Below are 22,962 nucleotides of genomic sequence, written 5' to 3'. Positions count from 1 at the left end.
GAGCCATGGTCTCCCATGACTCCCGGAAGTATTGTGTACGAATACTTTACAATTTACTCCTAGTAACCTAGATTACTGAAGAAGTGATAATACACCCTGTGTTGACTGATTTGCCTGAGCAAGCATTGACTGGCCAGCCTGTGTAAGAATGTTATTCTTAGAGTACTTAACCATCTCATCAGCCATATCTGTATCACGGATACGTGACTCAGCAGATGTTACATTCTCTACAACGTTATCCAAGTTGTCGATTGTATGCTCAAGTCTGTTCTGGATAGCACCGAAATCAGATCTCATACTAGAAACTGTCTCAATCTGTGATGAGATTGTAGAAAGGAAACTCTGTGCCTGTGCTGACGTTGCCTTATTAGATTGTGCCGTCATAAATGCATCTGCTGAAATAGCATTTGCTACAGCATTTAAATCTTTATTCGCAATGGAAATATTATTCTGAGCATCTGATGTATAGCCTACAAAAATCTTTACTTCATCCTGACCAGCTTTTAACATCTTCTTGCCATTGAAATCGGTGGTATCTGCAATACGAGTAATCTCCGTATTTAACTGCTTGATCTCGTCCTTGATAGACTGAACATCCTTTGATGCATTTGTACCGTTGGCTGCCTGAACTGCCAACTCATTCATTCTCTGGAGCATTGAGTGTACTTCGTTCAAAGCACCTTCTGCTGTCTGCACTGCTGATACACCATCCTGTGCATTTGTAGAAGCCCGATCAAGACCTCTGATCTGCTTACGCATCTTCTCAGAAATTGAAAGACCTGCTGCATCATCTGCTGCACGGTTAATTCTGTAACCAGAAGATAACTTCTCTGTGCTCTTTGCCTGCTGTCCAGCTGTTACGTTAAGAACTCGGCTAGCGTTTGCTGCCTGCATATTGTGTTGTACTACCATAATTCATTCCTCCTTGAATATAATCTGTCCTCCATGACAGATGTGATTGATTATCAGTGAGTCAGCCCTCGCCGTACACGCTCCGGCTTCCTCACGAGCAAGTGTTTCTTGCCCTTGTACTTTCTATATCGGAGACATTTTCCAATACTTAATACCTAAATGGAAATTTTTTATTTTTTCCGATCCATAAACTGCGGATCAACCGTATTCATCTTCATCATATTCTGATAATAAGAATTGACAACCTTACGGCTCTGACGGATCTCCTTGGTCTGGGTGCGGATCTGGCTGAACTTTGCCTTTGCCAATTCAGAGTTCTGCTTCTCCAAGACCTGTAAGTTGGAACTGCGCTGTGTGATCTCCCGGATCATCTCCTGCATGTGAGCGATGGAATCACGGTACTGATCCCGATTGTTTTCCAACTGATCCTTGACCTTTGCAAAGAAAGCATCAAAGCCCTGATCCAGAGCCGAAAGCCGATCGATCAACTTGCCCTTTTCCTCTATATTTTCTTCAAAGGCTTCCGGCATCGCATTGGGATCTTTCAAGATCTCTGCCTGTTCCTGACACAGCACCTGCAGGCGGCGTAAGAGATCGATCTTGGATTCCAGACTATCTTCTAAAATCTGAATATAATTCTTCTCGTCCATCTTTGCTCCTCTTATGCTACCACTGTGCCGTTCTTTGTGATCTTCATGACTTCTTTCCATGTATCACGCATCGTGCGCAGATGTTTTAAGACCTCTTCTAAAATCTCCGGATTTTTTTTCATATTCGCCTGAATCAGGCGATCCAGAAGATAATCATAGACAGCATCGAAATCTTTTGCCGTTGCATATTTATGATTCAAGGTTGCCTTAAACTCACCGATAATCCGTTCTGCCTTCTGGATATTGGTATTCGCCTTGGCATAATCTTTATTTTCGATCGCAACGACCGCAATATTGCAAAACTTGATTGCCCCCTCATAGAGCATAAGTGTCAGTTCTGCCGGTGAAGCCGTCATGATCTTATTCTTTGCATACGCATTATACCCATTATTAGGTACCATTGTTTTTCCCCTTCCTACTCAATTATGAATTTCCAAACAAGGATGACAAGGATGATGTCGAACTCTGCAGTTTTGCAAGAGAGGACTCCATCTTTGAAAACTGGTTATAGTAACGATCTTCATAATCCTGGATCTTTTCTTCCCACTGCTTGATCAAGGTGGTGTAGTTGCTATACTCAGAAGCCATCTGCTTGTCATTGTAGATGGTATAGGTACTTCTTAAATTGGTACCCTTCATCTGCTTATCCAGTGCTGTATACAGACCGGAAGTCAACTGCTTCATAAAGTCAATAACAGAATCCGGATCGTTTTCCAGTGCCGTCATGAGTTTGTCGGTCTTGCCGGAGGTAGCAGTATCCTCAGAATCCCCATCGATATGATATGCATAGTTCTCATTCTTGGAAGCATTCAGATATCCCAAGGTAGAGATACCAAAACTTGCCAGAGAATAGGACTTACCATTGACTGTATAAGACTGCATCATGGCACTCGTCATAGCATTCTGAATGGTTCCCAGCGTGGAATCCTTTCGCAGGATGGCATCCTTGATCTTGGTCTCCCACTTTTCAATCTCGGAATCGCTCATAGAAGACTTTTCATCATCTGTCAATGGATCGTAACCCTTAGCGGAATCTGCATTGTAAAGACTGGTAATCTCATTGATGATCTCATTATACTGAGTCAGAAAATCCTTGATCTTGTCATAAAGCCCCTGGGTATCCGTATCGGTATTGATGCTGAGTGTCTCACCCGCAGCAGTCGTTGCAAGTGCTTTGATCGTCAGCCCATTGATATTAAAGGTATTGGTTGATGACGTAAACTCCGCATCATTTAAGATGATGGTCGCATCCTGTGCATCTACACGGGTCGCACCTTCGTTGTAAGCAAACGCTGTCTCTCCGGTCACGATCTCTTTTGCCGTTGTGATCTTATCCGTAATGGATGCTGCCAGATCTGCCAGTTTATCACTGCTTAAAACTCCATTCTCATAGTACGCAGAATAATCCTTGACATCCCAGTAACTGTTAGCCGCAATGGTAGCATCGTTGGTCTTGGTTGCCAGCGCGATCTCTTCCAGTCTTGCCTTTGCCTCTGTCATCTGATCATCGCTCAGATAATATGCCGCCTTATCCTCGTCGGTATAGATGGCATTATCATCCACAGCCATTACCGTCTTCAACTGTGATTTCAAGGTATTTAAAGCTGTAGAATCTGTCTTTTCGGTCTCTGTGCCATCTTCCGCGGTCTCAGTTTTTTTCGTGATCAAACCCAACTTCTCTGCAAGGGTATTGATCTCTTTGGATGCCAGTTCAATCTTCTCATCCGCAGATACATCCAAAGACGGCTTGTCCTCATCTTCTACATCCAGATAGGTTCCGTTGACCTTGATAGTCTTAGTATTGTAATAGTGATAGCCGGTTACATTACCATCGTTGTCCTTGACCTCACTCCGTCCAGTGTAGGTCTGCCCATCCGGTCCGACATAGACCTTATCCTGATTTTCCGTCTTTAATAATTGGATCAGGCGGTCGCCTTTATCTTTTGCAAGAACATCATTTACCGCATTTTTTGCTTCGGTATAATCAATCTTTGAAGTCAGTTCTTTCTTTTCTGCATCTAACTTGCTGTTGCTGTCATAGGCATTGGCAAGTTTTTCCATGATCTCCTGGATTGCCTTCTGAGTCTCGGAAGCACTGTAAGTAACGCCTGCGCGCACGATCGCCTTTCCGTCAGAATCATACTTGATATTGCCATCATCATCCAATTCAAAATAGGAAACCACATTGCCGTCTGCATCGGTGCCCATGGTACCAAGTGCATAAGCAGCATTTGCCTTATAGGCAGCATCTGCCGCATCGGACTTCACCAGGATTCCCAGGGATGACAAGACCTTGAGTCCATTGCCATCTGCGGCCGTCAGAGCAAAATCATTGGCTGTACCGGTCTCTGTGGAACTGACAAACATTCTGGAGTTGGTCGCATCAAAACTAGCCTTAACACCTGCATCATTCATGGCTTTGACAACATCAGAGATCTTGCTGTCCTTACCAATCGTGATATCCTTGGTGCCGGATGCTGTCTTGACAGAGATTGTCGTATCTGCACCGGTATAGCCCAAAGAAGCCAGTGTCGTATCCTCATTCGTGCCTTTGGCAAGTTTGGCCCCTGTGATATAACCGGATCTTGCCAACTGCTTGATCTGCAGACTCTGTGTACCATTGATGGCATTGCTGCCCGCAGTGATCGTTGCCTTTGTTGCATCTGAAACCGTCGTCTTTTTCATGCTGTAAGCAGATGAAAAACGCAGACTACTGATAGATGAATATAAACTATATACTTTGGTATTCAAAGCCTTCCATGCATCCTGCTTGTAGGACAACTTGGTCTGGGCTTTCTGATATTTTTCTTTCTTTGATACATAAGTAGATACCATAGCGGACACTAATGATTCTGTATCCATACCTGATACCATACCTGACATACGAATTGTCATATGCTGCCTCCTATCTTCTCTCGTCTACCATGATCCCCGCCATTTCCCAGACCTTCGCGATCATATCCAATGTCTTTTCCGGTGGAAACTCCTTGATGACTTCCTTTGTCTCCTTGTCCACAATCTTGATCGTCACACGGTTGGTTGCCTCATGGATGCCAAAGACAGCCTCCTCATTGTGTGCATTCTTATTGATCGTATCTACAGCCTGACGGATCTGTTCGTTGCTCGCCTGTCCATCTTCCCGAACATTTCCTGTCTTGACACCATCTTCCGTGATCGTAACAGCATCCTTTGCCTTTTGCTGCATGCTCATGTCATTGGTAGACGCTGTACCACTCTTTGCCGGTACAGCCTGCGCAGCCACATTAGCACTTCCCTGGCTCTGGTAACTGCTGTTTACCTGTTGCATTGATTCTACTTTCATCCTTACACCTCCGTGTGCAAAATATAAACGACATCAATTCTTCTACATCTTATATCGACTGTGCGCTGGAATTCTTAACCCCATATGCAAAAAGAGATTTGCGGATCTTCTCCCACAAATCTCTTCCTATCCATTCTTTTTAAAACAGGTTTTCCAGTGCTTCCAGACCTTCCACATTCATGGCTTCCTTGGTCTCTTCCTGGATCTGCAAATATACTTCCTTGCGATAGATCGGCACATCCTTTGGTGCAGAGATACCGATCTTGATCTGGTCTCCGCGGATCTCCAATACGCTGATCTCAATATTATTGTTGATGACGATGGATTCGCCTTTTTTTCTCGTTAATGCCAGCATCTCTTACTCACCTGCCTTCTCTTTTCTGCTCTTTAAAATGTCATAGATCGGGAAACGTGTCTGCACTTCATCTTCCACGATGATCTGCTCGCCACGGAGATTATCGGTATTGATGATGATCGGTCCTTTAAGATTGATCGTCATCCGGGTAATGTCCGATGGCACACGGATCGTCACCAGCACAAACAAAGATTCCTCACTAAACTGACCCAGTGGTGTTAAAAGTTCATCATTGACGGTCGGATTGTAGTCCGCGCAGATGCCCGCCGGATCTACGACCGGCATAGCAAACTGTGGCTCATCCAGTGATTGCAGCCACATGATCTTGCCCTGCTTTTCCTCATCAAAGATCAGGGTAAAACGTTTCATATCCGGATAACCGATCAAGCCTCTGCCCAAGGTGATGATCTTTTCCTCTGCTATATCAATTTCCCCAAATAGTCTTGTTTCTACTCGCATATTCCTCTCCTTTTGCCTTTGTTATGGCACATTTTATAAATAGTTCAAAAGTGTCATGCCACTCAGTTTTCCTGCTGCCGTCAGTGATGACTGATAAGCATTATACATGGCTGTATAATTGATGATGATCTCTGAAAGATCCAAGTTGTCATTGTCAGACTGCAATTCCTGCAAAGTCTCCTGCTGGTTGCTCATTCTGGTCTCGGTCAACTGCAACTGGTCCCCTGTACACCCCACCTGGGTGATAGACAGGTTAATATTGCTCAGATAGCCGTCAACCTTGCCGATCTCAGAACTGAACAACTTTTGCAGATGGTCGTCTGCGTAATCAGCCTCTTTCTGGGCTGCCGTGATCCATTCATCCAGTTTGGTCTGGTACTCTTTCTCGGCATACTGGGCTTCCCCCTTCATTGCCTTTAGCTCGGTCAGTTTGTCATGCGCGCTGATCGCATTGGTCACAGATGTGATCATATCGTCAATATCTCTTTGGATATCACTGTTGAAAGCATCGGATGCCTCGGTATTTACCGTCAGTTCCTGATTGTTGGCAACGGTATAATTGATATCATAGCCGATTTCCTTGCCATTTTCATCATACTTTTTATAACTGATCGGATTGTTGGCATCCGTCTTGTTGGTACAGTTGAAATAATACTCCGGCCGCAGTTCCCCTTTGTCAAATCCGGTCTTGTCATAGGTCGTAGAAATGGTCGCCTTGTTGGTACGGAACTCCGAGGAAACCTGCTCGCCAAGTACAATGTTTCCGTTTTCCTTGATCAGGACAATATCATTGTCGCCGACCTGCTTCTGTCCCATAGCAGCCGCCCAGTCCTCCTCAGTATCAAAGACATACATGGTTCTTGCCGGATTGACTGCCGCACCGCCTGCATCTACTGCGGTAGCCGTCTTGTAGGTAAAATTAGAGCCATCGGCATTGGTGCCGGTCTGATCTGTTGCATTTGCCAGATCGATGGTCCTGGTCTGTTCCTGACCGTTGGCATCCTTGGTCGTGTAAGAAAATGCCTGCATGTCATCGATCTTGTTATAAGAGGTACGCAGTCTGTAATAATTAGACTGCAAGGTATCGGAAATATCGCTGTTTAAGACCTCATCCTTAGTTGCCGGCACCTTGACATTGCCGGTATAATAGCGAAAACTCTCCAGATCTTCATAGGTAAAGGTCTGATCGATCTGATAAGAGGTCTTGGTTTCATTCTCCGTAAATACCAGATCCTGATCGGTACGATAGCCGGTAAATACCGTTCTTCCCGCATAGTCTGCATTACCTTCTGCATACAACTGGCTCTGCAAAGACTTCAACTGCTTGAGGATGGTATTGCGGTCTTCCTGATTCAGGGTATCCGTGGATCCGTTGACACACTGGTACGCACATCCGTCATCAATGACTTCATGTTGTTGAGGGCTGTCTCAGTTACATCCAGCCAGGACTCTGCATCCGGGATATTCTTCTTGTAATACTGATCAACACGGCTCAGGCCGGTGCTCAGACGAAGGGAGCGAATGGCAACCACCGGATCTTCGGATGGCTTATTGATCTTCTTTTGTGTCGTCATCTGGTTCATGGATGAATTGACACTGCCTTTCGTTCCATTGATATTATAGGAAGAGTTCCTCAAAATCATATTGTTCGTAACACGCATACTCGTCACCTTTTCCTTTTCTTATAAATCACACGTTCTAAACTACACACCTGTGTTTAAGATCAACTGGTCGTACATATCTGCCAATACGGAAATGCACTTGGATGCCAAATTGTAGGCATTCTGGAATTTCATCAGATCCAATGCCTCCTCGTCCTCGTCCACGCCGGATACGGACATTCTCTGGTTGTTGATCGTTGTACTTATGCTGGTATAGTTATCGGTAAAAACATCACATTCCTGCGTATCTACCGTAACATCTGCATAGATACATTGTAAAAAAGTATCGCCACCGCCACCGCGGAAGAGTTCTGTCTTGCTCTGCAGATTTTTTAATTGCTCGATCAGATCATAGGCATCTACGCCATCCTCTGTATCTGACTTGGTATGGGTCGCAAAACGATCCGGGTCGCTGCATTCCTCTGCGATCTTGACATTGCCCGCAGTCAGTTGATAGTAATTATTTGCCGAAGAAGTAAATGTCGTTCCAGAGACATTGCCGTTGGCATCGGTCTCATTTAAGGCATCGGACATATCATACTCTGTCCCCAGCGCTTTGTTCTGTGCCACAAAGACAGATCCCATGTCATTGCCATCGGCATCCACGCCGGTTCTTTCAATGCTGTTAAACGCCTCACAGAAAGATCGCAGGAAAGTGTTCATCTGGTTCATGTAATACGGAACCCCCATGAAACTAACGCTCTCCCCGACTACCAGTTTCTTGTTGGCAAGTTTGGTCTGTTCATCCGTCGTGAGCGGCTTGTTCAGATCAAAGGTATAGGAAGTGATGTTGCCATCGGCATCCGTTTCACATTCAAAGGAATCATAGAAATACTGCTTATTGTTGACCCAGATAGAGCCGGATGCCGGCATGTTCATCTTGTCGATATCTGTAATATTGGCTCCCGTGATCGTCATGGAAGTGCTGCTCGTCTTCGTCACACGTCCGGTCAGATTCTCGCTGTTGTTGCCATCGCGGATCTCAAACATGGCACGCAATTCGCCGCTCATGTTAGTCGCAGTCGCATCAAAACTTGCTCCTGTGGACGCCCAGACCAGATCGTAAAGTCCTTCCACATCGGACTGATTGTATTTGTAATCTCTGGACTTGCAGGCAAGGGCATTGTATTCGTAGTTGTCAACCAGGGTCTGTCCGTTGATCTTGACTGTATAATAGGTAGCCCCTGTATATTGATCCTCGTAATTACTGTTGGTTACTTTCTTTTCCTCGACCTTGGTCGGTACGATCTTGGAAAGTTCATCTACCAGCGTTGCACGCTGGTCGCGGAGTTCGTTGGCATGTCCCCCCTCCATCTCAATGATATTGATCTGCTTGTTGAGCATGGAGATCTTCTTGGCGATGGAATTGACATTGTCGACCGTCGTCTTGATCTCATCATTGATGGAAGTCTGTAAACTCTGTAACTGCTGTGCCGTACTGTTAAAATAAGTGCAGAGTTCTCCGGCGGTGCTTAAGAACTCATTGCGGGATGCACTTGATCCGGCATTAGTCTTGACAGCATCTAAGGCATTGAACATCTTGGCATAAATGGTAGAGAAACCGGAACTTGTTGTGGTCGAAAACGTTCCGTCGGTATAATAGTTCTGGATCTGCTCCATATAGTAAAGTTTCTTTTCGTAAAGCCCCAGTGTCGCCTGATTGTTCCAGTATTTCTCGTCGTAATATTCATCACGTAATTGAGTAACGGAATCCGCCGTAACACCGGTTCCTGTGCTGCCGTATCTCTGATAGCAGCGAAGGGCAGAAGATGCGGTCAGATTGACGACCTGCTTGCTGTATCCCTTGGTCTGCACATTGGAGATATTGTTTGCCGTTGTATTGATGGATGCCTGTGAGGCATTTAAGCCCGAGTAGGCAACGGTAAGTCCAAAAAATGAAGATGGCATAGCGTCTTTGCCCTCCCTTCTATAATGAGTTCAGCAGATAATCGATCATGGTACTCACCACATTAATATATCGGCTGGATGCGTTGTATGCTGATTGATAACGGATCATGTTGGTCAGTTCCTCGTCGGAAGAAACCCCTACTACCATCTGCCTGTTGTTGTCGATGGTATCTGCTGTCCCCTGCAAACTGTCAGAAGTCGTACTGTAGACAGAACCGACGGTTCCAACCTCGCCGATCCATTTGATGTAAAAATCGGTAAAGGTACATGGTGTCGTATCGGTAGGATTGAGCAGGTAATTTTCCTGATCCCAGATACGCTCCAGATTGGCGCCCAAAGTATAATCGATCTCTCCTGTCTGTTTTTTATAGGGAATCAGACTCTTTTCATCGATGATGTCCGGGTTGATGACGGTATCCTCGATGGTATAGCAGGTCGATTCATCGCTCGGATCTTCTTCGTTATATACATAAACTGTACTGCCATCCGCAAGGGATACCTTGGTGTAACGGTCGCAACCGATGCGGGAGAAAAGTTCGTGTGGCGGCAATTCTCCATCACTGCCGACCGAAGCATTTGCCTCATCTAAGATCTTGGTATCCGCCGTGATCGTCCAAGTCTTTCCTGTCGCATCCACACCGGTTATGCTACCTCCGCCAAGATTGGAATTAACTGCCCCATAGGTCGTATTCGGACAGAGGGTATCATTGATGGCGGTCACGATGCTATGGAAAAGAGTGTCCAGTTCCGCCTCTGTATTCATCATGATGGAATTGGAAAGCCCGGTACTATAGTCGTATGCGCTAAGCCCTGCCATATCCAGATAATTGGCATGACCGCTACCTCTTGCCAAAAGAAGCGCCTTGACCTCTCCCACATCCGTGCCGTTGGTGGCATTGGCATTGTCCGTATCGAATACATAATAGTAGTCTTCATTCTCGGTATCAGATAACTGCGGCCAGTATGGGGTCTGGAAACCTGTCAGTTTATCCTCGTGCATCGCCATCTGGTAGACATTATTCTCGGTAACAAATTCCACATTGTCGATCTGTACCTTGACAATACCATCAACATTTTCGGAATAAGATACCTTTGCAAGACTGGAGAGTTCATCTAAATAGAGGTCTCTCTGATCGCGCAGATCCATGGCTGTCTCCACTTTGCCTGCTTCCACTCTCTGTATTTGTAAATTTAATTCCTGGATTTTGGTGCCCAGTTCGTTGATGCGGTCAACATCATCGGAAATCTTACGATTGATCGTTGACTGATAACTTTGAAGTCCCTGATTCAGACTACTTACACGGCTGACAAAAAGGGATGCCTTCTGCATGACCAGATTCTGGTTGACTGCATCGGACGGATCCTTTGCAAATTCAGAAAATGCTTCATACAGATCGGCAAGCGAGGTCTGAAAAGCCTGTCCCTGCGTTTCCTGTAAATATGTCTCTACCTCGGAGACCGCATCATAACTGGCGGCATAGAATGCCTGACGTCCTGTTGCGGACCGATATGCTTTATCTAAAAAAAGATCTCTCGCATGAACCACATCACCGATATCCACACCGAGTCCTGCCCGCTGTGTACTGATAGATGCTGATGCAAAAGATGTATAATTTCTATCTGCAAATACGACCTGCTGGCGTACATAGCCCTTCGTATTTACGTTTGCTAAATTGTTGGCAACAACATTCAGTGCATTTTGTTGTGTCTGTAATCCTGACGCTCCCACGTACAAGCTTCCGAATCCATTAGCCATGGTATATCCTCCTCTAACTCTAATTCAAAAGCCCCGGTTATCCTTTTATTGGGATGTATCAAAGCTACTGCTGCCAAGCAGTTCTCCCGTGTTGTAAGCATTCTTGTCATAATTCGCTGTTTCGGGTGCCTGCTTCAGACTCTTGAACAAAGTCAGGTCAAACTCAACCATCTCTAATGCCTGCTGGAGAAGTACACTGTTTTGTGCATTTGCTGTCTGTAAACGTGTGGCAACGTCTACAAGTGCGTCTCTGGCTGCCGTCAGATCGCCCTGCTCTTTTGGCTGTCCGTCTAACTGCTCGATGACATTGGTCACAGTCAACTGCTCACCGTCATGTCCTAAAACTACAGCCATATCGCGAAGAATACTCACGCGCTTGTTTTCCAGATTTTTCAAGTCACTACTGATACTTTCTTCTGTAGCAGTCACCTCTTCCAGATCAGCCACTGCACCTGCAATGATCGCCTGTCTCTTGTTCTCGGACAGTTCCAGTAATCTGGTATAACATGCATCTTCTTTTTTCATTCCTACGAGTAATTCTTCTACTAAACTAGCCACTTACGATTCTCCTTACAGTCCCATCTGATATTTTTCAAGCAATTTGCTTGCAAAATCTCCGGTATCTACCTGATAATCATTTGACTCGTACTTTGATTTCATTTCAGCAACTTTATCTTCCCTGATATCCGAAGCTTCTGCGACTGCCTTCTTTGCGATCTGATAGTCACGTCCAAAAGATGAAATCTGCACTTCGTCTCTTCCCATAGCACTTGCTGACGCCGGGCGGGTGCTTGAAGTCTTATTCGTCTTATAGAGTTGTGCTACCTGATTATATGCTTCTATACGCATAATGGCACTCTCCTTTCTTCCTTGAAACATGAAGCTCTTTTTGCTTTTACACAATGATTATCGGTATTCTGAAAAAAAATATTATACCCCGGAGGAAAATTTTTCTTCCGGGGTAGTGTTTAAAGAATAATCTCCGACACATCGCTTTCTTCTGTGCCGACATATTTGTCTAATTGCTTGGAAACATGTAGTACCTGATCCAGAATACTCTTGGTCTGGTCGGCATTGGTCAGGTTCTTGCTGCTCAAGCCCTCCGCCTGCGCCGACGCTGCCGTAACTTCTTCCGAGGTTGCTGACAGGTGGGTAATGCTGTCCACGATATGATTGTTGGCTTCGGAAAGATCTGTCAGCATAGTGTCGATATCTGAGATATCCTGTGTCAGTTGTCCTACATTAGTATTCATTTCATCAAAGGTCTCTACTGCTCTGCCGATCAGTTCATTCTGCTGTCCGGCGGCGCTTGCAGATTTGGCAACGACATTCACGGCATCTGCTGCATTTTCGGAAAGTTGACCCAGAATCGATGCAATGTTTTCCGTCTCCACACGGGTCTTTTCTGCCAGTTGACGGATCTCATCTGCAACGACTGCAAAGCCCTTGCCCGCTTCGCCTGCTCTGGCACTTTCGATGGATGCATTAAGCGCTAACAGGTTGGTCTGGCTGGAAATATCAAAAATGGTATCAGCGATACCCTTAACGGCATTGGCACGTTCCTGCAAAGTCTGCATGGTTACTGCCACCTCATCATTGGTCTCTGCGATCGTTTCAGACTGGTTCTGGATCTCCTTGACGATGGATAAGTTTTCCTCGTTTAACTCCTTTGCCTTTTCCGCGATCGTAACCATGCTCTCAGAGTGATGAAGGGTCTTTTCGATCGCATCCTGGATGCTCTGGGTCATCACGGTCTGGTTCTGTATATTCTCTGCGGTCGACTGGGTACTGTCGGAAATATCCTTGACTGCCCCTGTCACAACGCTGGTGGATTCATTCAACTGGTTCATGATATCCATGGCACCCGCCGTACCCTTTCGTACTTCACTTGCCACATAGATGACATCCTGCATCATCTTTTCCTGCTGGTCTTTCTCATCCTGTAGGCTGCCCAGCATATCCAGACGGAACTTCTTGCCGGTCCCTTCGATAAAGCAGACTACGATCAGGTAGAAGATAACGATCGCCGTTGCCGTACAGATGTCAATACGGTCTACCGTGCAATCCGGTTTAAAGAACTTTTGCACGGTTGTTGCGATCTCTGTCAGCATGATCGCTACCGCGGAACTGACCATGAACTTGGAGTCATAATACAGGATATAGACTGCCATCGGTGCAACAACTGCAAAGCGCATATAATAACTGTCAAAGGCAGTGGTCGTAAACAGTGTCAAAAGCACCAGTGCCACCAGTGATATCCAACGGATCTTGCTGCTGTCGCGCTTGCGCAGATATGCGATCAGCATAGCCACCACCGTGACCGCCGAAATAAGAAAAGTCGTCCCTGTAAATGCCGCTGTCCTGTATCCCCTCAAAAAAGCAACAAATACGATCATAAAATTACAGATAGAAAAAATCGTAAAGACCTGCCATTCCAACCGGTTCACATGCTCGGTCTGACGATCACTATCCGCATAAAGATATTTTTGTGTCTCTGTCATGATATTGAAATCCCCCTTCATCAGCATTTTGTAAACATATTTCTATTATATACATAGAGTCCCTGCAAAATCTACGCTTTTTCGGCATTTTTACCGAAAATTTACGAAACTCCTAATAAAACACAGGAAAAAATCCACATGCCTTGATCTGACATGTGGATTTTCATTCGTAATTGAGTTTTTCTTAATAAATGACTAGTTTGCTGCTTCTCTTCTCTTCTTAAGTTCTGCAACGTTTGCATCTACTCTTGCCTTATTCAGAGGGAAAATGAACATAAGTACTAATCCACAAAGAATGTAGATCACTGCTGGGAAGAAAGTAGCCAAGTTGTAAATACCATTTGCAACTGCCTCTGTCTGTCCTGCTGCAAGTTCATCGTATCCAATCCATCCAAGTGCCCATCCGGAAAGACCACCAGCGATTGCCTGTCCAATCTTTCTTGAGAATGAGTAGATACCATAAATCGTACCATCGTCACGATTTCTTGTCTGTACTTCCATATCATCGATAACGTCTGTAACAAGTGCCCAACACTGCATCTGGAAGAAGTACATACCAAGCATAGCTACGAATACCATTCCTACGAATGCCCATACATTCTTGATGTGTAAGCATCCAATGATAAAGTAGAGAATACCAGATACGAACATACCAACCATACTACATTCTCTCTTACCAAATTTTGTAGCAAGTTTTGTAGAAATACCTGCAAGTACGATCATACATGGAAGCATCAATAATGCAAATACAGACAATGCCTTTGTGTTCTTAAAGTAATCAGCAAATAAGTATGTGTTAATACCCTGCCCCATAAGAGATGCCAACAGAAGTAATACAGCTGAAAGTACAAGTCCTAACAAAGCTCTGCTTGTAAAAAGAGTCTTTAATGTCTCTGCTGTTGATTTCTTTTCGCTTGCTGGCTTTGGCACATATGCAACACGTTCTGTTGTGAGTGTATAGCAAAGTAAGTAACAAATAATAGCGATGACAGAGAATACGCCTGCAACCACAGAAATACGAGATGCAGATACAACCTGGTTACCCTGTGCATCGGTATGATATACAAGCATCGGTGCCATAATACCAATCATAATACCGGCAACACCACCACCCATAGAACGGAATACAGAAAGAGAACTTCTGTCCTTAGGCTCTGCTGAAATAACAGATGCCATAGATCCGTAAGGAATATTGATGGATGTATAGAAGATAGATCCCCAAAGGATATATGTGATAAACATATATGCTACTTTAGCACCATAAGAAGCATCAACCAGGAATGACTGATACATCATAAAGGATGCCAGTGCTACGAAAGCACACATACGAAGAATCCATGGACGGATACGTCCGTTCTTTGTCGGCTTTGAATTATCAACAATACGTCCCATGCCGATATCTGTAAATGCATCCAGACATCTTGCAACAAGGAACATCGTTCCTACCATACCTGCTGAAATACCCATAACCTTTGTGTAAAATACCATTACATAACTACTTGCAAAGATAAATGAGAAATCATTTGCCAAATCGCCACACATGTAGCCGATTTTGTCTCGTAAGCCAAAAGGTCTTACTTCTTTTGTTTTACTCATAATAAACTCCTCCTAAAAAACACTTTTTATTATTTGTCTTTTCTCTTAATCTTATTGAGTTTTCTGTTCAGTTCAAGAAGTTCTTCTTTTGTAAACTGCTTGCCACCGCCTGCAGTTCCCATAAGGTTGAGCATACGCTTAACAGAGAAACCACCAAGCATCTTCATCATGCCTTCACGGTCAACACCAGCTGCTGCTCCTGCTGCGCCGCCATCAGCGTCTTTCATAATCTTAAGCATCAATTCGCCAATGAACATCTTACCCTTGATGGTCTTCATGATATCACCAATCTGATCATTGATGTTGAAGTATCCTTCTGGCATATCAATATCAAACCAGTTAAGAACTTCGCCTTCTTCCTTCAAACGATATTCTTCATTGAAGGTATCCACCTTGCGAATCTTGCTTTCATCACTGCAATCACCTGCTTTTGCAACAAGTGTACTTTCGCCTGCATTTGGTACATCAAAGTAGAAGAAATGCACATCACTTGTCTGCTTACCAAGGCTTTCACCATTTACAAACAATTCTACTTCTGGCTGATTAGAGTATACCGTAACCTTTGTTGTATCTTCTACACGGTCTACATAGCGCTTACCACAGATATGCACGAATGGATCATCTGATAACCATGCCTTATATGCATAAAAAGCATCCTTCTTGTACTTTCTATCAAATGTAACCAAGCCCTTATGGTTCATGCCGTTCTCTCCACCTTCTGCTCTTGCATCAGCGGCGAAGTCATACATATTCCATACATGTGTAGCCCAGATAAAATCTCTTGTAAAGAGCTGCTTAATCAGTTCTTCATGATAGTATGCCTGATATTCCTCAGTATAATCACCCTGAACAGGATTTGATGTATGCCAGTTTAAAGCTTCACATCCATACTCACTCATACCAATTGGAATATTTGGATATTTCTTGTGGAAGTCATCCATGAACTCTCCGTTCATATCCGTTGTTCCACCGTACCATCCATAATAGTGGTTGTATGAAATCACATCTGGAATCTGTACATATTTTGCATCAATACTGCACATAGATACAACAGCCATTGTCGTAAGTCTTGTTGGATCCATCTGGTGGCACAAATCATTTAAGATGTTGTGATTTTCAATCAGATCAGCATCTTCTGCTCCACCCATAGTGATTTCGTTTGAAAGTCCCCAGACAACGATACATGGATGATTGTAATTCTGTGTAATCAGTTCTTTCATCTGTGAAACGGTATTTTCACGTCCGTTTGGTAAATGTTTAGAGATATATGGAATCTCTGCCCAGATCACAAGTCCTGCTTCATCGCACAGATCGTAGAAATACTGATTGTGCTGATAATGAGCAAGACGGATGGTATTGGCACCCATTTCAAGGATAAGGTCGATATCCTCTTTGTGTTCTTTATGTGTCAAAGCGTTACCAATGTGTGGTCTGTCCTGATGACGGGATACACCGTGCAGTGGATAGCGCTCTCCGTTTAAGATAAATCCTTTTTCCGGATCGATAGCGAACGTTCTGCAGCCGAAGCGCGTGCTTCTTTCATCTAATACTGCATCATTTCTCTTTAAAGAAACTTCTGCGGTGTAAAGATGTGGATCCTTGCGTCCGTTCCAAAGATGCACGTTTTCAATCTCAAAAGTTGCCTTTGTCTCATCAGCAGAAGTAGTCTTGGTTGCCACCACAGCGTCACCGTCTTTGATAACATACTCTAAAGTGTCGCCTTCTGCAGCATCGGTAACAAATACCTCAACCTCGACCTTAGCGTTAGCACCCTCTACCGTCGGTGTTACGGCAATGCCCGGTGTTCCGTAATAGTCCAGATCAAAGTGTGCATCAGATACACTGATCACATTAACATCACGATAGAGACCGCCATAGAATGTGAAGTCTGCCATCTGTGGATATACATGGTCGTTTGGTGCATTGTCTACTGCAACGACGATCTCATTGTCCTCTGCCAGAAGATCTGTGACATTGACTCTCCAGGTAGAGTAACCACCGTCATGGTGTCCTGCCTCTTTGCCGTTGACATAAAGCCATGCACTTGAGTTTGCTCCCTCAAATTCCATATAAACGATCGGATCTGAGCCAAACTCGTCACGCTTCATGCTCTTTGCATAATAGCATGTTCCACGATAGTAATCGTTACCACCGTCCTGTCCGTCATCACCATTCCATGTGTGAGGCAGATCCAATGTCTCCCAGTTGCCCTGAGATAAAACGGATGTGCCTTCTGCAACAGAAACTGCATCTTTTGTGAAGTTCCAAGATGCATTGATGTTCTTCTTTGTTGCCATTAAATTTACCCTCCTTTTTCGAAAATGAGCACACGGCTCTTTTCTTTCTCACTTGCTTTGTGAACCCAGTATAGCAATCCAGGATAAATTGCTCTTGTCTTACTTTTGCTATTTTGGTAAAATTTTTACATGAATTGTATTCTTGACAAAAAAATTACAGATACCTGGAAATATATAGAAACAAAATATGTCAAACATAGAAAAAACATATACGAAAGGAGCACTTATGGCATTTGAGAATATCAGTACGGATGATTTTTTCCCATTATTTAAGCAGACACTAGCGGACAGTTTTAAGGTCGATTCCTTTTTCATGCATGCGCCCTACCACGATTTCGAAAAAATGGATATGGGACTTAGGCGCATGGTCTGGGGTGAATACTCTACCAATTCGCCCATCTTCTCTATAGCAGAGGACTCTCCCTATCGTATCGTTGTCTTGGAAAGCACGCTGGGCTTTTACAATATGATCATTTCCCTGACCGCAGATGAAGAACCGGATCTGATCGGTATCATGCCATTTCGGACGGAACCGATCAACCAGGCAAATATCAACCGCATCATGAAAGAAAACGGCATTGCTCCCCAGCATACCTCGACCATGTCCCACTTTTATCTGTCCCTGCCGGTCGTAGAGTTGAACGATCTGATCTTGACCATAGAGCATCTGATAACGTTCTTTTTTCCTGCCTTCGCGGATCACCGTGTAGAATATGTCAATTACAAATCAGAAAAGCACGCCCTCAATCCCAGCGAAGAACGCTTTCATAAGTTTTCTTCTGATTATATTGAGGAAATGCACAAGCGTATCGAGGCATGCAGCAAGGCTGTAACCAGTGGAAATCAGTCGCAGGCTCTCGATCATATGAAATCCCTGTTAGACTATGCGGCTCCTTTTCAGTCCAGTCCTCTGCCACAGATAAGACATGAATTATTTGCAATGAATACCTTTCTCGCGGCAAGGCTTTTGGAGACCGCAGTTCATCCTTACTACGTCTTTAACCAAATGCAGAACTTTGACCTCAAGATTGCAGAACTCAACTCCCAACGCGCTCTGACACATCTGCCTTTTGAGATGACCAGAAAATATGCCCTGCTTGCCAAAAACTACACCTATGAAAAATACTCCTATCTGATTCGCAATGTCGTCAACTATATCGACCAACATTTAGCTACCGACTTGAGCCTTTCTGTACTGGCAGAGGAATTTGACAAAAATCCTTCCTATCTGTCAAATGCATTTAAAAAAGAAGTCGGCGAGACGCTGACTTCTTATATCGGCAAACAGCGCATCCAATCCTCCCTGCGCTACTTTAATACGACCAACATGAGCGTCGCTGAGGTCGCTGAGGCGGTCGGTATTCCTGATTTCGGTTATTTTTCTAAACTCTTTAAAAAGCACGTCGGCGTCAGCCGCGTGAATACAAGAAAATGCTGGACAAATAGTCCGGCATTACTTTTCTGTCAGTCTGACTGCCGTAGGAGAAGTGGCAAGTCCGCCCAGACTGGTCTCCTTGATCGCAGACGGCATCTCATTGCCAATCCTGCGCATGGCATCAATGACCTCATCTACCGGAATGGCAGACGTGATCCCTGCCATCGCCAGTTGGGCTGAAGTCAATGCATTCACTGCGCCTGCCACGTTGCGCTTGATGCAGGGAACTTCTACCAGTCCCCCGACCGGATCACAAGCAAGTCCTAACATATTCTTGAGGGCAAAGGCTGCTGCATCTGCAATCTGCTCGGCAGAACCTCCCTGTAAATAAGCCAGTCCGCCTGCCGCCATGGCACTGGCGGAACCGATCTCCGCCTGACAACCGCCGGATGCTCCGGCAAGTGAGGCATTCTCTGCAATGACTGCACCGATACCGGCAGAGACAAACATAGCCTCAACCATTTTCTCCTCAGGCAGAGAAAGCCTCTCCTCTACCACCAGAAAAACTGCCGGGATCACACCGCAAGAGCCCGCCGTAGGCGCTGCAACGATACGATGCATGCAGGCATTGGACTCGCCCATCTTGATGGCTTTTTCCATGACCTGTCCTACAAGTTCTCCACAGAGATTGGCACCCTTGGCATTGTAGACATGCAGTTTCTCCCCTGCACCGCCAGCCATACCGGATGCGGAATGTATAGTCGGATCATAGCCCGCATCCGCAGCTTTCATCGCCTGATACATATGGCGCATGGTCGCAAAAGATGTCTCATAGGAAACACCTCTCTCCTCCATATCCGCCTGCAGGACGATCTGCCAGAAAGGGCATGATTTCTCTTCACTTTGTCTGATAATATCTGCTATCGAATGATACATCTATCTATTCTCCCGTCATTCCAAGATAGGTTACCTTACGGATACCGTCAAATCCACGCAGCCAGTCAATGCCGCTCTCTGGCACTTCCTGATCACACTCAACCACCATGACAGCCTCGCCGCCACGGCTGGAGCGATACAGGCGCATGGATGCGATATTGATATTCTGGTTAGAAAGCATGGTCGTCACTTCGGATACATGCCCCGGACGATCCTCATTATAGACCACAAGCGTCGGTGACTCTCCCGAAAAGTTGGTCTCAATGCCATCCAACTGTGCAATATTGATCCGGCTGCCGCCCAGCGACTGTCCGATGATCTCCAGACGTTGCCCGGATCTGCCATGTAAGATCAACTGCGCGGTATTGGGATGTGCCTCACGCAGGATGGCCTGTCCAAAACTGACGACAATTCCCCGCTCCTCAGCGATCTCCAGTGCCTGTGGGATGCGGATATCGTCTGTCTGCATACCTAAAAGTCCTGCCACCAGCGCTTTTTTCGTACCGTGTCCGTCCCCGGTCGCAAGAAAGGAGCCATGCAGGTTGATCTCTGCCCGCACCAAAGGCTCCCCCAGCAAGCGCCCGGAAATATAGCCGATCTTGACGGCTCCCGCTGTATGAGAACTTGACGGTCCTACCATGACCGGTCCCACCACCTCAAAGATGTTCATACGCAATCCTCTACTTCATCAATTCTGCGACAATGCCATTTATGAGCTTGCCATCTGCCTTGCCTTTTAAGTCAGCCATGACAGCCTTCATGATCTGTCCCTTGTTGCCTGTGGCGATCACGTCTGCAAACTTCTCCTGCAAGTATGCCTTGATCTCCTCTGCATCCATCTGCTTTGGTGCAAATTCACTCATGATCTCATAGCGCTTCTTATATTCTTCCAAGAGGTCTTCTCTGCTCTCCGGGCAGGTGTCGATCTGTTCCTTGCAAGACTTTAATTCCTTTAAGACTGCTGCATTTACCATATCATCCGGGATGTCCTCACGGCAGCCCGCATCAATACCACTCTTTTTTGCAGCGGATACCAAAACAGAGATCGCATCCTTACGAAACTTATCCTTTGCTTTCATTGCTGCGATCATCGCGTCCTGTAATTCTTTCATTTGACTCATGCTGTATTCCTTCTTTCCTGCTTTTATAAAAACATTACTGCTACCTATTATAGCACAGCCTGTCTGCATGCAAATGCTTATTTTGTATCTTCGGCAATATCATAGACGGCGTCTAAAGAAATCTCTGTAGCATCGCTAAAGATCAGGGCACGCGCGTAGGCATCCAGACGTTTGAGACTGCCGGTATATTCCTGATAAGCGCCACCCTCTTTCTTCTCATCCGGTACAAAATAGGTCACACGGATGGGCAGTCCCTCAGATCCACACACCTGTAAACGGGACAAAAGATATTGCAATTTCTCATCCAGACGTTCCTTAGCATCCTCGTCAAGTTCAGTTCTCTCCTCTGTCAAACGCCCGGTCTCCGCAATCGCCGCCTCATGTCCGGTCAGGGCAGAAAAAGGCGAAAACTGTGCCGCCCGATCATATAAAGACATCTGCGGATGCTTCTTTGATACCGGATGTGGCAGATTTATGATATCACTGTAGTCCTTACTTTTTCTCTGCATCATGCCCTATGCCCTCCGATCTGGCGGTTGCGGTCTTTTGCCGTCGCGCCCTCTCGCAGATTCATGCCTTTTAAGATGGCGTTTTTGCCATATTTTTTCTTAATATCGATCATGGCATGCTGGATATTTTTCTCACGTTCCAGATCCTTTTTTTCCTGCTGATCTTCGGCTTCCTTCTGCCGGTAATCGGTAAAGAGATCCAACTGCTCGTAGGTCTGATCTTCCCGGGCATCCGCCTCCGGTATCAGATGATTGACCGAGAGATTGATCCGGCGTACCAGGAGTGCCGGATCCACAATGCGGTCATAAAGTGCTAAAACCTTTTCTGTCACCAGCCGGGTCGAGGATGTGTGCCTGCCCAGATTGGCAGTACCGTGTGCGTGTTTGGGCACAGATCTGCCATAGCGGTCAATGGTGACCTCTCCGCGATATGCCTTGCGCCGCTTGGGATCTGTCAGGTTTTCGATATCATAGCCGATCGTGAGGACGACCTGATTTGTCACCAGTCCCTTATCTACCAGATCCAAGACCTGCAGATCGATCATTTCCCGTACGACCAGACGGGTCTTGGTAAAATCATAAGGACACTGCAGAACCTGTCCCGAACAAAGGCTGTTGGTGGTCGGACGGTAGGACTTGATCATGTCCATCGTGCAGGGTTCATAGCCCCAGGCATGGTCGATCAGAAGTTCCGCATTGATACCGAACATCCGATACAAGAGGTCTTCATTATAAAAGTTATCCTCCCGCCCGATGGAACAGCGTGCCACATCCCCCATGGTGTAGATGCCGCTCGCCTCCAGTTTGCGCGCATAACCCGCGCCGACCCGCCAGAAGTCTGTCAGGGGTCTGTGATCCCATAAAAGCCTGCGGTAAGACATCTCATCCAATTCCGCCATGCGCACACCGTCCGCATCTGCCTCCACATGCTTTGCCACAATATCCATAGCGATCTTGCAGAGATAGAGATTGGTGCCGATCCCGGCGGTCGCCGTAATGCCGGTCTCCTCCAAGACATCCTGTATCATCTTGCGTGCCAGATCTCTGGCACTCATGCCATAAGTGCGCAGATAGGCAGTCACATCCATCATGACCTCATCAATGGAGTAGACATGAATATCCTCCGGGGCGACATATTGCAGATAGATATGGTAGATCCGGGTGCTGTATTCCATGTAGAGTGCCATCCGTGGCGGGGCGATCAGATAATCAATCGCAAGGGATGGATCCTTTTGCAGATCGTCATGTAAATAGGAAGTGCCCTCCAAGCGGTGCCCCGGTGCTGCCGCTGCCCGCTTTTGATTTTCCTGCCGCACACGCTGTACGACTTCAAAAAGGCGGGCTCTGCCGGGAATACCATAGGACTTGAGTGAGGGTGTGACCGCCAGGCAGATGGTCTTTTCCGTGCGGGCAGCATCTGCCACGACCAGATTGGTATTCAAAGGATCCAGATCCCGCTCCCTGCACTCCACCGATGCAAAGAAGGATTTCAGATCGATCGCAATATAGATTCTATCCTCAGCCAAGCCTATCCCCCCTTTATAATTTGATACGAAAAAAGGCACTTGTTATAGCAAATGCCCTAATTTCTTTGTTTTATGTAT

Annotated in this window: 21 protein-coding genes and 1 pseudogene; 1 reads left to right on the top strand and 21 read right to left on the bottom strand. The window is 45.7% G+C overall.

Features of this window, described 5'->3' with window-relative positions:
• Positions 1–72: 72 nt before the first annotated feature.
• The 16 genes from DW996_RS05430 to DW996_RS05360 all read right to left on the bottom strand — a co-directional run bounded on the left by DW996_RS05430 (position 73) and on the right by DW996_RS05360 (position 17,417).
• The gene (locus DW996_RS05430; RefSeq protein WP_118535090.1) at positions 73–912 is read right to left on the bottom strand and encodes a flagellin N-terminal helical domain-containing protein; all 840 of its coding nucleotides are present in this window, start codon (positions 910–912) and stop codon (positions 73–75) included.
• A 170-nt stretch (positions 913–1,082) separates the two neighbouring features.
• Positions 1,083–1,562 (bottom strand): flagellar export chaperone FlgN, encoded by a 480-nt coding sequence (gene flgN / locus DW996_RS05425; protein ID WP_158575222.1) that lies wholly within the window; start codon positions 1,560–1,562, stop codon positions 1,083–1,085.
• Positions 1,563–1,573: 11 nt separating this feature from the next.
• Positions 1,574–1,963: a flagellar export chaperone FliS gene (gene fliS / locus DW996_RS05420; protein WP_118535088.1), complete on the bottom strand. Its 390-nt coding sequence runs from the start codon at positions 1,961–1,963 to the stop codon at positions 1,574–1,576.
• A gap of 22 nt (positions 1,964–1,985) precedes the next feature.
• Positions 1,986–4,457, bottom strand: a complete 2,472-nt coding sequence (fliD, locus tag DW996_RS05415; RefSeq protein WP_118535087.1) for a flagellar filament capping protein FliD — start codon at positions 4,455–4,457, stop codon at positions 1,986–1,988.
• A 10-nt stretch (positions 4,458–4,467) separates the two neighbouring features.
• Complete coding sequence (locus DW996_RS05410; protein WP_118280388.1) at positions 4,468–4,884, bottom strand: flagellar protein FlaG; 417 nt, start codon at positions 4,882–4,884, stop codon at positions 4,468–4,470.
• A gap of 139 nt (positions 4,885–5,023) precedes the next feature.
• Positions 5,024–5,239, bottom strand: a complete 216-nt coding sequence (csrA, locus tag DW996_RS05405) for a carbon storage regulator CsrA (RefSeq protein WP_118280389.1) — start codon at positions 5,237–5,239, stop codon at positions 5,024–5,026.
• 3 nt (positions 5,240–5,242) lie between these two features.
• Positions 5,243–5,698 (bottom strand): flagellar assembly protein FliW, encoded by a 456-nt coding sequence (gene fliW / locus DW996_RS05400; RefSeq protein ID WP_118280390.1) that lies wholly within the window; start codon positions 5,696–5,698, stop codon positions 5,243–5,245.
• A gap of 33 nt (positions 5,699–5,731) precedes the next feature.
• Entirely contained in the window at positions 5,732–7,009 is a 1,278-nt protein-coding gene (locus DW996_RS05395; RefSeq protein WP_243098678.1) for a flagellar hook-associated protein 3, read from the bottom strand.
• A 41-nt stretch (positions 7,010–7,050) separates the two neighbouring features.
• Positions 7,051–7,359 carry a flagellin N-terminal helical domain-containing protein gene (locus tag DW996_RS13245; protein ID WP_243098677.1) on the bottom strand — a complete coding sequence of 103 codons (309 nt, stop codon included), beginning with the start codon at positions 7,357–7,359 and terminating at the stop codon, positions 7,051–7,053.
• Between the two features lie 42 nt (positions 7,360–7,401).
• Entirely contained in the window at positions 7,402–9,267 is a 1,866-nt protein-coding gene (gene flgK / locus DW996_RS05390; protein ID WP_118280392.1) for a flagellar hook-associated protein FlgK, read from the bottom strand.
• Positions 9,268–9,286: 19 nt separating this feature from the next.
• Positions 9,287–11,023, bottom strand: a complete 1,737-nt coding sequence (gene flgK / locus DW996_RS05385; protein WP_118280393.1) for a flagellar hook-associated protein FlgK — start codon at positions 11,021–11,023, stop codon at positions 9,287–9,289.
• A gap of 45 nt (positions 11,024–11,068) precedes the next feature.
• The gene (locus tag DW996_RS05380) at positions 11,069–11,581 is read right to left on the bottom strand and encodes a flagellar protein FlgN (protein WP_118280394.1); all 513 of its coding nucleotides are present in this window, start codon (positions 11,579–11,581) and stop codon (positions 11,069–11,071) included.
• Positions 11,582–11,593: 12 nt separating this feature from the next.
• Entirely contained in the window at positions 11,594–11,872 is a 279-nt protein-coding gene (locus tag DW996_RS05375) for a flagellar biosynthesis anti-sigma factor FlgM (RefSeq protein WP_118280395.1), read from the bottom strand.
• A 119-nt stretch (positions 11,873–11,991) separates the two neighbouring features.
• Positions 11,992–13,524 (bottom strand): methyl-accepting chemotaxis protein, encoded by a 1,533-nt coding sequence (locus DW996_RS05370; RefSeq protein ID WP_158572995.1) that lies wholly within the window; start codon positions 13,522–13,524, stop codon positions 11,992–11,994.
• A gap of 195 nt (positions 13,525–13,719) precedes the next feature.
• Positions 13,720–15,120 carry an MFS transporter gene (locus DW996_RS05365; RefSeq protein ID WP_118280397.1) on the bottom strand — a complete coding sequence of 467 codons (1,401 nt, stop codon included), beginning with the start codon at positions 15,118–15,120 and terminating at the stop codon, positions 13,720–13,722.
• 29 nt (positions 15,121–15,149) lie between these two features.
• Positions 15,150–17,417, bottom strand: a complete 2,268-nt coding sequence (locus tag DW996_RS05360) for a glycoside hydrolase family 2 protein (RefSeq protein WP_118535086.1) — start codon at positions 17,415–17,417, stop codon at positions 15,150–15,152.
• Between the two features lie 187 nt (positions 17,418–17,604).
• Between DW996_RS05360 and DW996_RS14095 the strand changes: the two are divergent.
• A pseudogene (locus tag DW996_RS14095) lies at positions 17,605–18,819 on the top strand (helix-turn-helix transcriptional regulator); the annotation flags it as partial.
• A 51-nt stretch (positions 18,820–18,870) separates the two neighbouring features.
• On the opposite strand, the gene sdaAA reads toward DW996_RS14095, so the two are convergent.
• The 5 genes from sdaAA to DW996_RS05330 all read right to left on the bottom strand — a co-directional run bounded on the left by sdaAA (position 18,871) and on the right by DW996_RS05330 (position 22,884).
• Positions 18,871–19,728, bottom strand: a complete 858-nt coding sequence (gene sdaAA / locus DW996_RS05350; RefSeq protein WP_118280400.1) for an L-serine ammonia-lyase, iron-sulfur-dependent, subunit alpha — start codon at positions 19,726–19,728, stop codon at positions 18,871–18,873.
• Between the two features lie 4 nt (positions 19,729–19,732).
• Positions 19,733–20,398 (bottom strand): L-serine ammonia-lyase, iron-sulfur-dependent subunit beta, encoded by a 666-nt coding sequence (sdaAB, locus tag DW996_RS05345; protein WP_118280401.1) that lies wholly within the window; start codon positions 20,396–20,398, stop codon positions 19,733–19,735.
• Between the two features lie 10 nt (positions 20,399–20,408).
• On the bottom strand, positions 20,409–20,849 hold the full coding sequence (locus tag DW996_RS05340; RefSeq protein ID WP_118535084.1) for a GatB/YqeY domain-containing protein: 441 nt from the start codon (positions 20,847–20,849) through the stop codon (positions 20,409–20,411).
• A gap of 77 nt (positions 20,850–20,926) precedes the next feature.
• Complete coding sequence (locus DW996_RS05335) at positions 20,927–21,361, bottom strand: hypothetical protein (protein WP_118535083.1); 435 nt, start codon at positions 21,359–21,361, stop codon at positions 20,927–20,929.
• Positions 21,358–22,884: a Y-family DNA polymerase gene (locus DW996_RS05330; protein ID WP_118535082.1), complete on the bottom strand. Its 1,527-nt coding sequence runs from the start codon at positions 22,882–22,884 to the stop codon at positions 21,358–21,360. The genes DW996_RS05335 and DW996_RS05330 overlap by 4 nt, the downstream gene beginning before the upstream one ends.
• Between the last annotated feature and the right edge of the window lie 78 nt (positions 22,885–22,962).

The organism is Roseburia sp. AM51-8, from assembly GCF_003478275.1.
In the GTDB taxonomy this organism is placed as follows: Bacteria; Bacillota; Clostridia; order Lachnospirales; family Lachnospiraceae; genus Pararoseburia; species Pararoseburia lenta.
The sequence above is the reverse complement of the archived record's forward strand: the minus strand, read 5'-3'. Positions and strand labels throughout refer to the sequence as shown.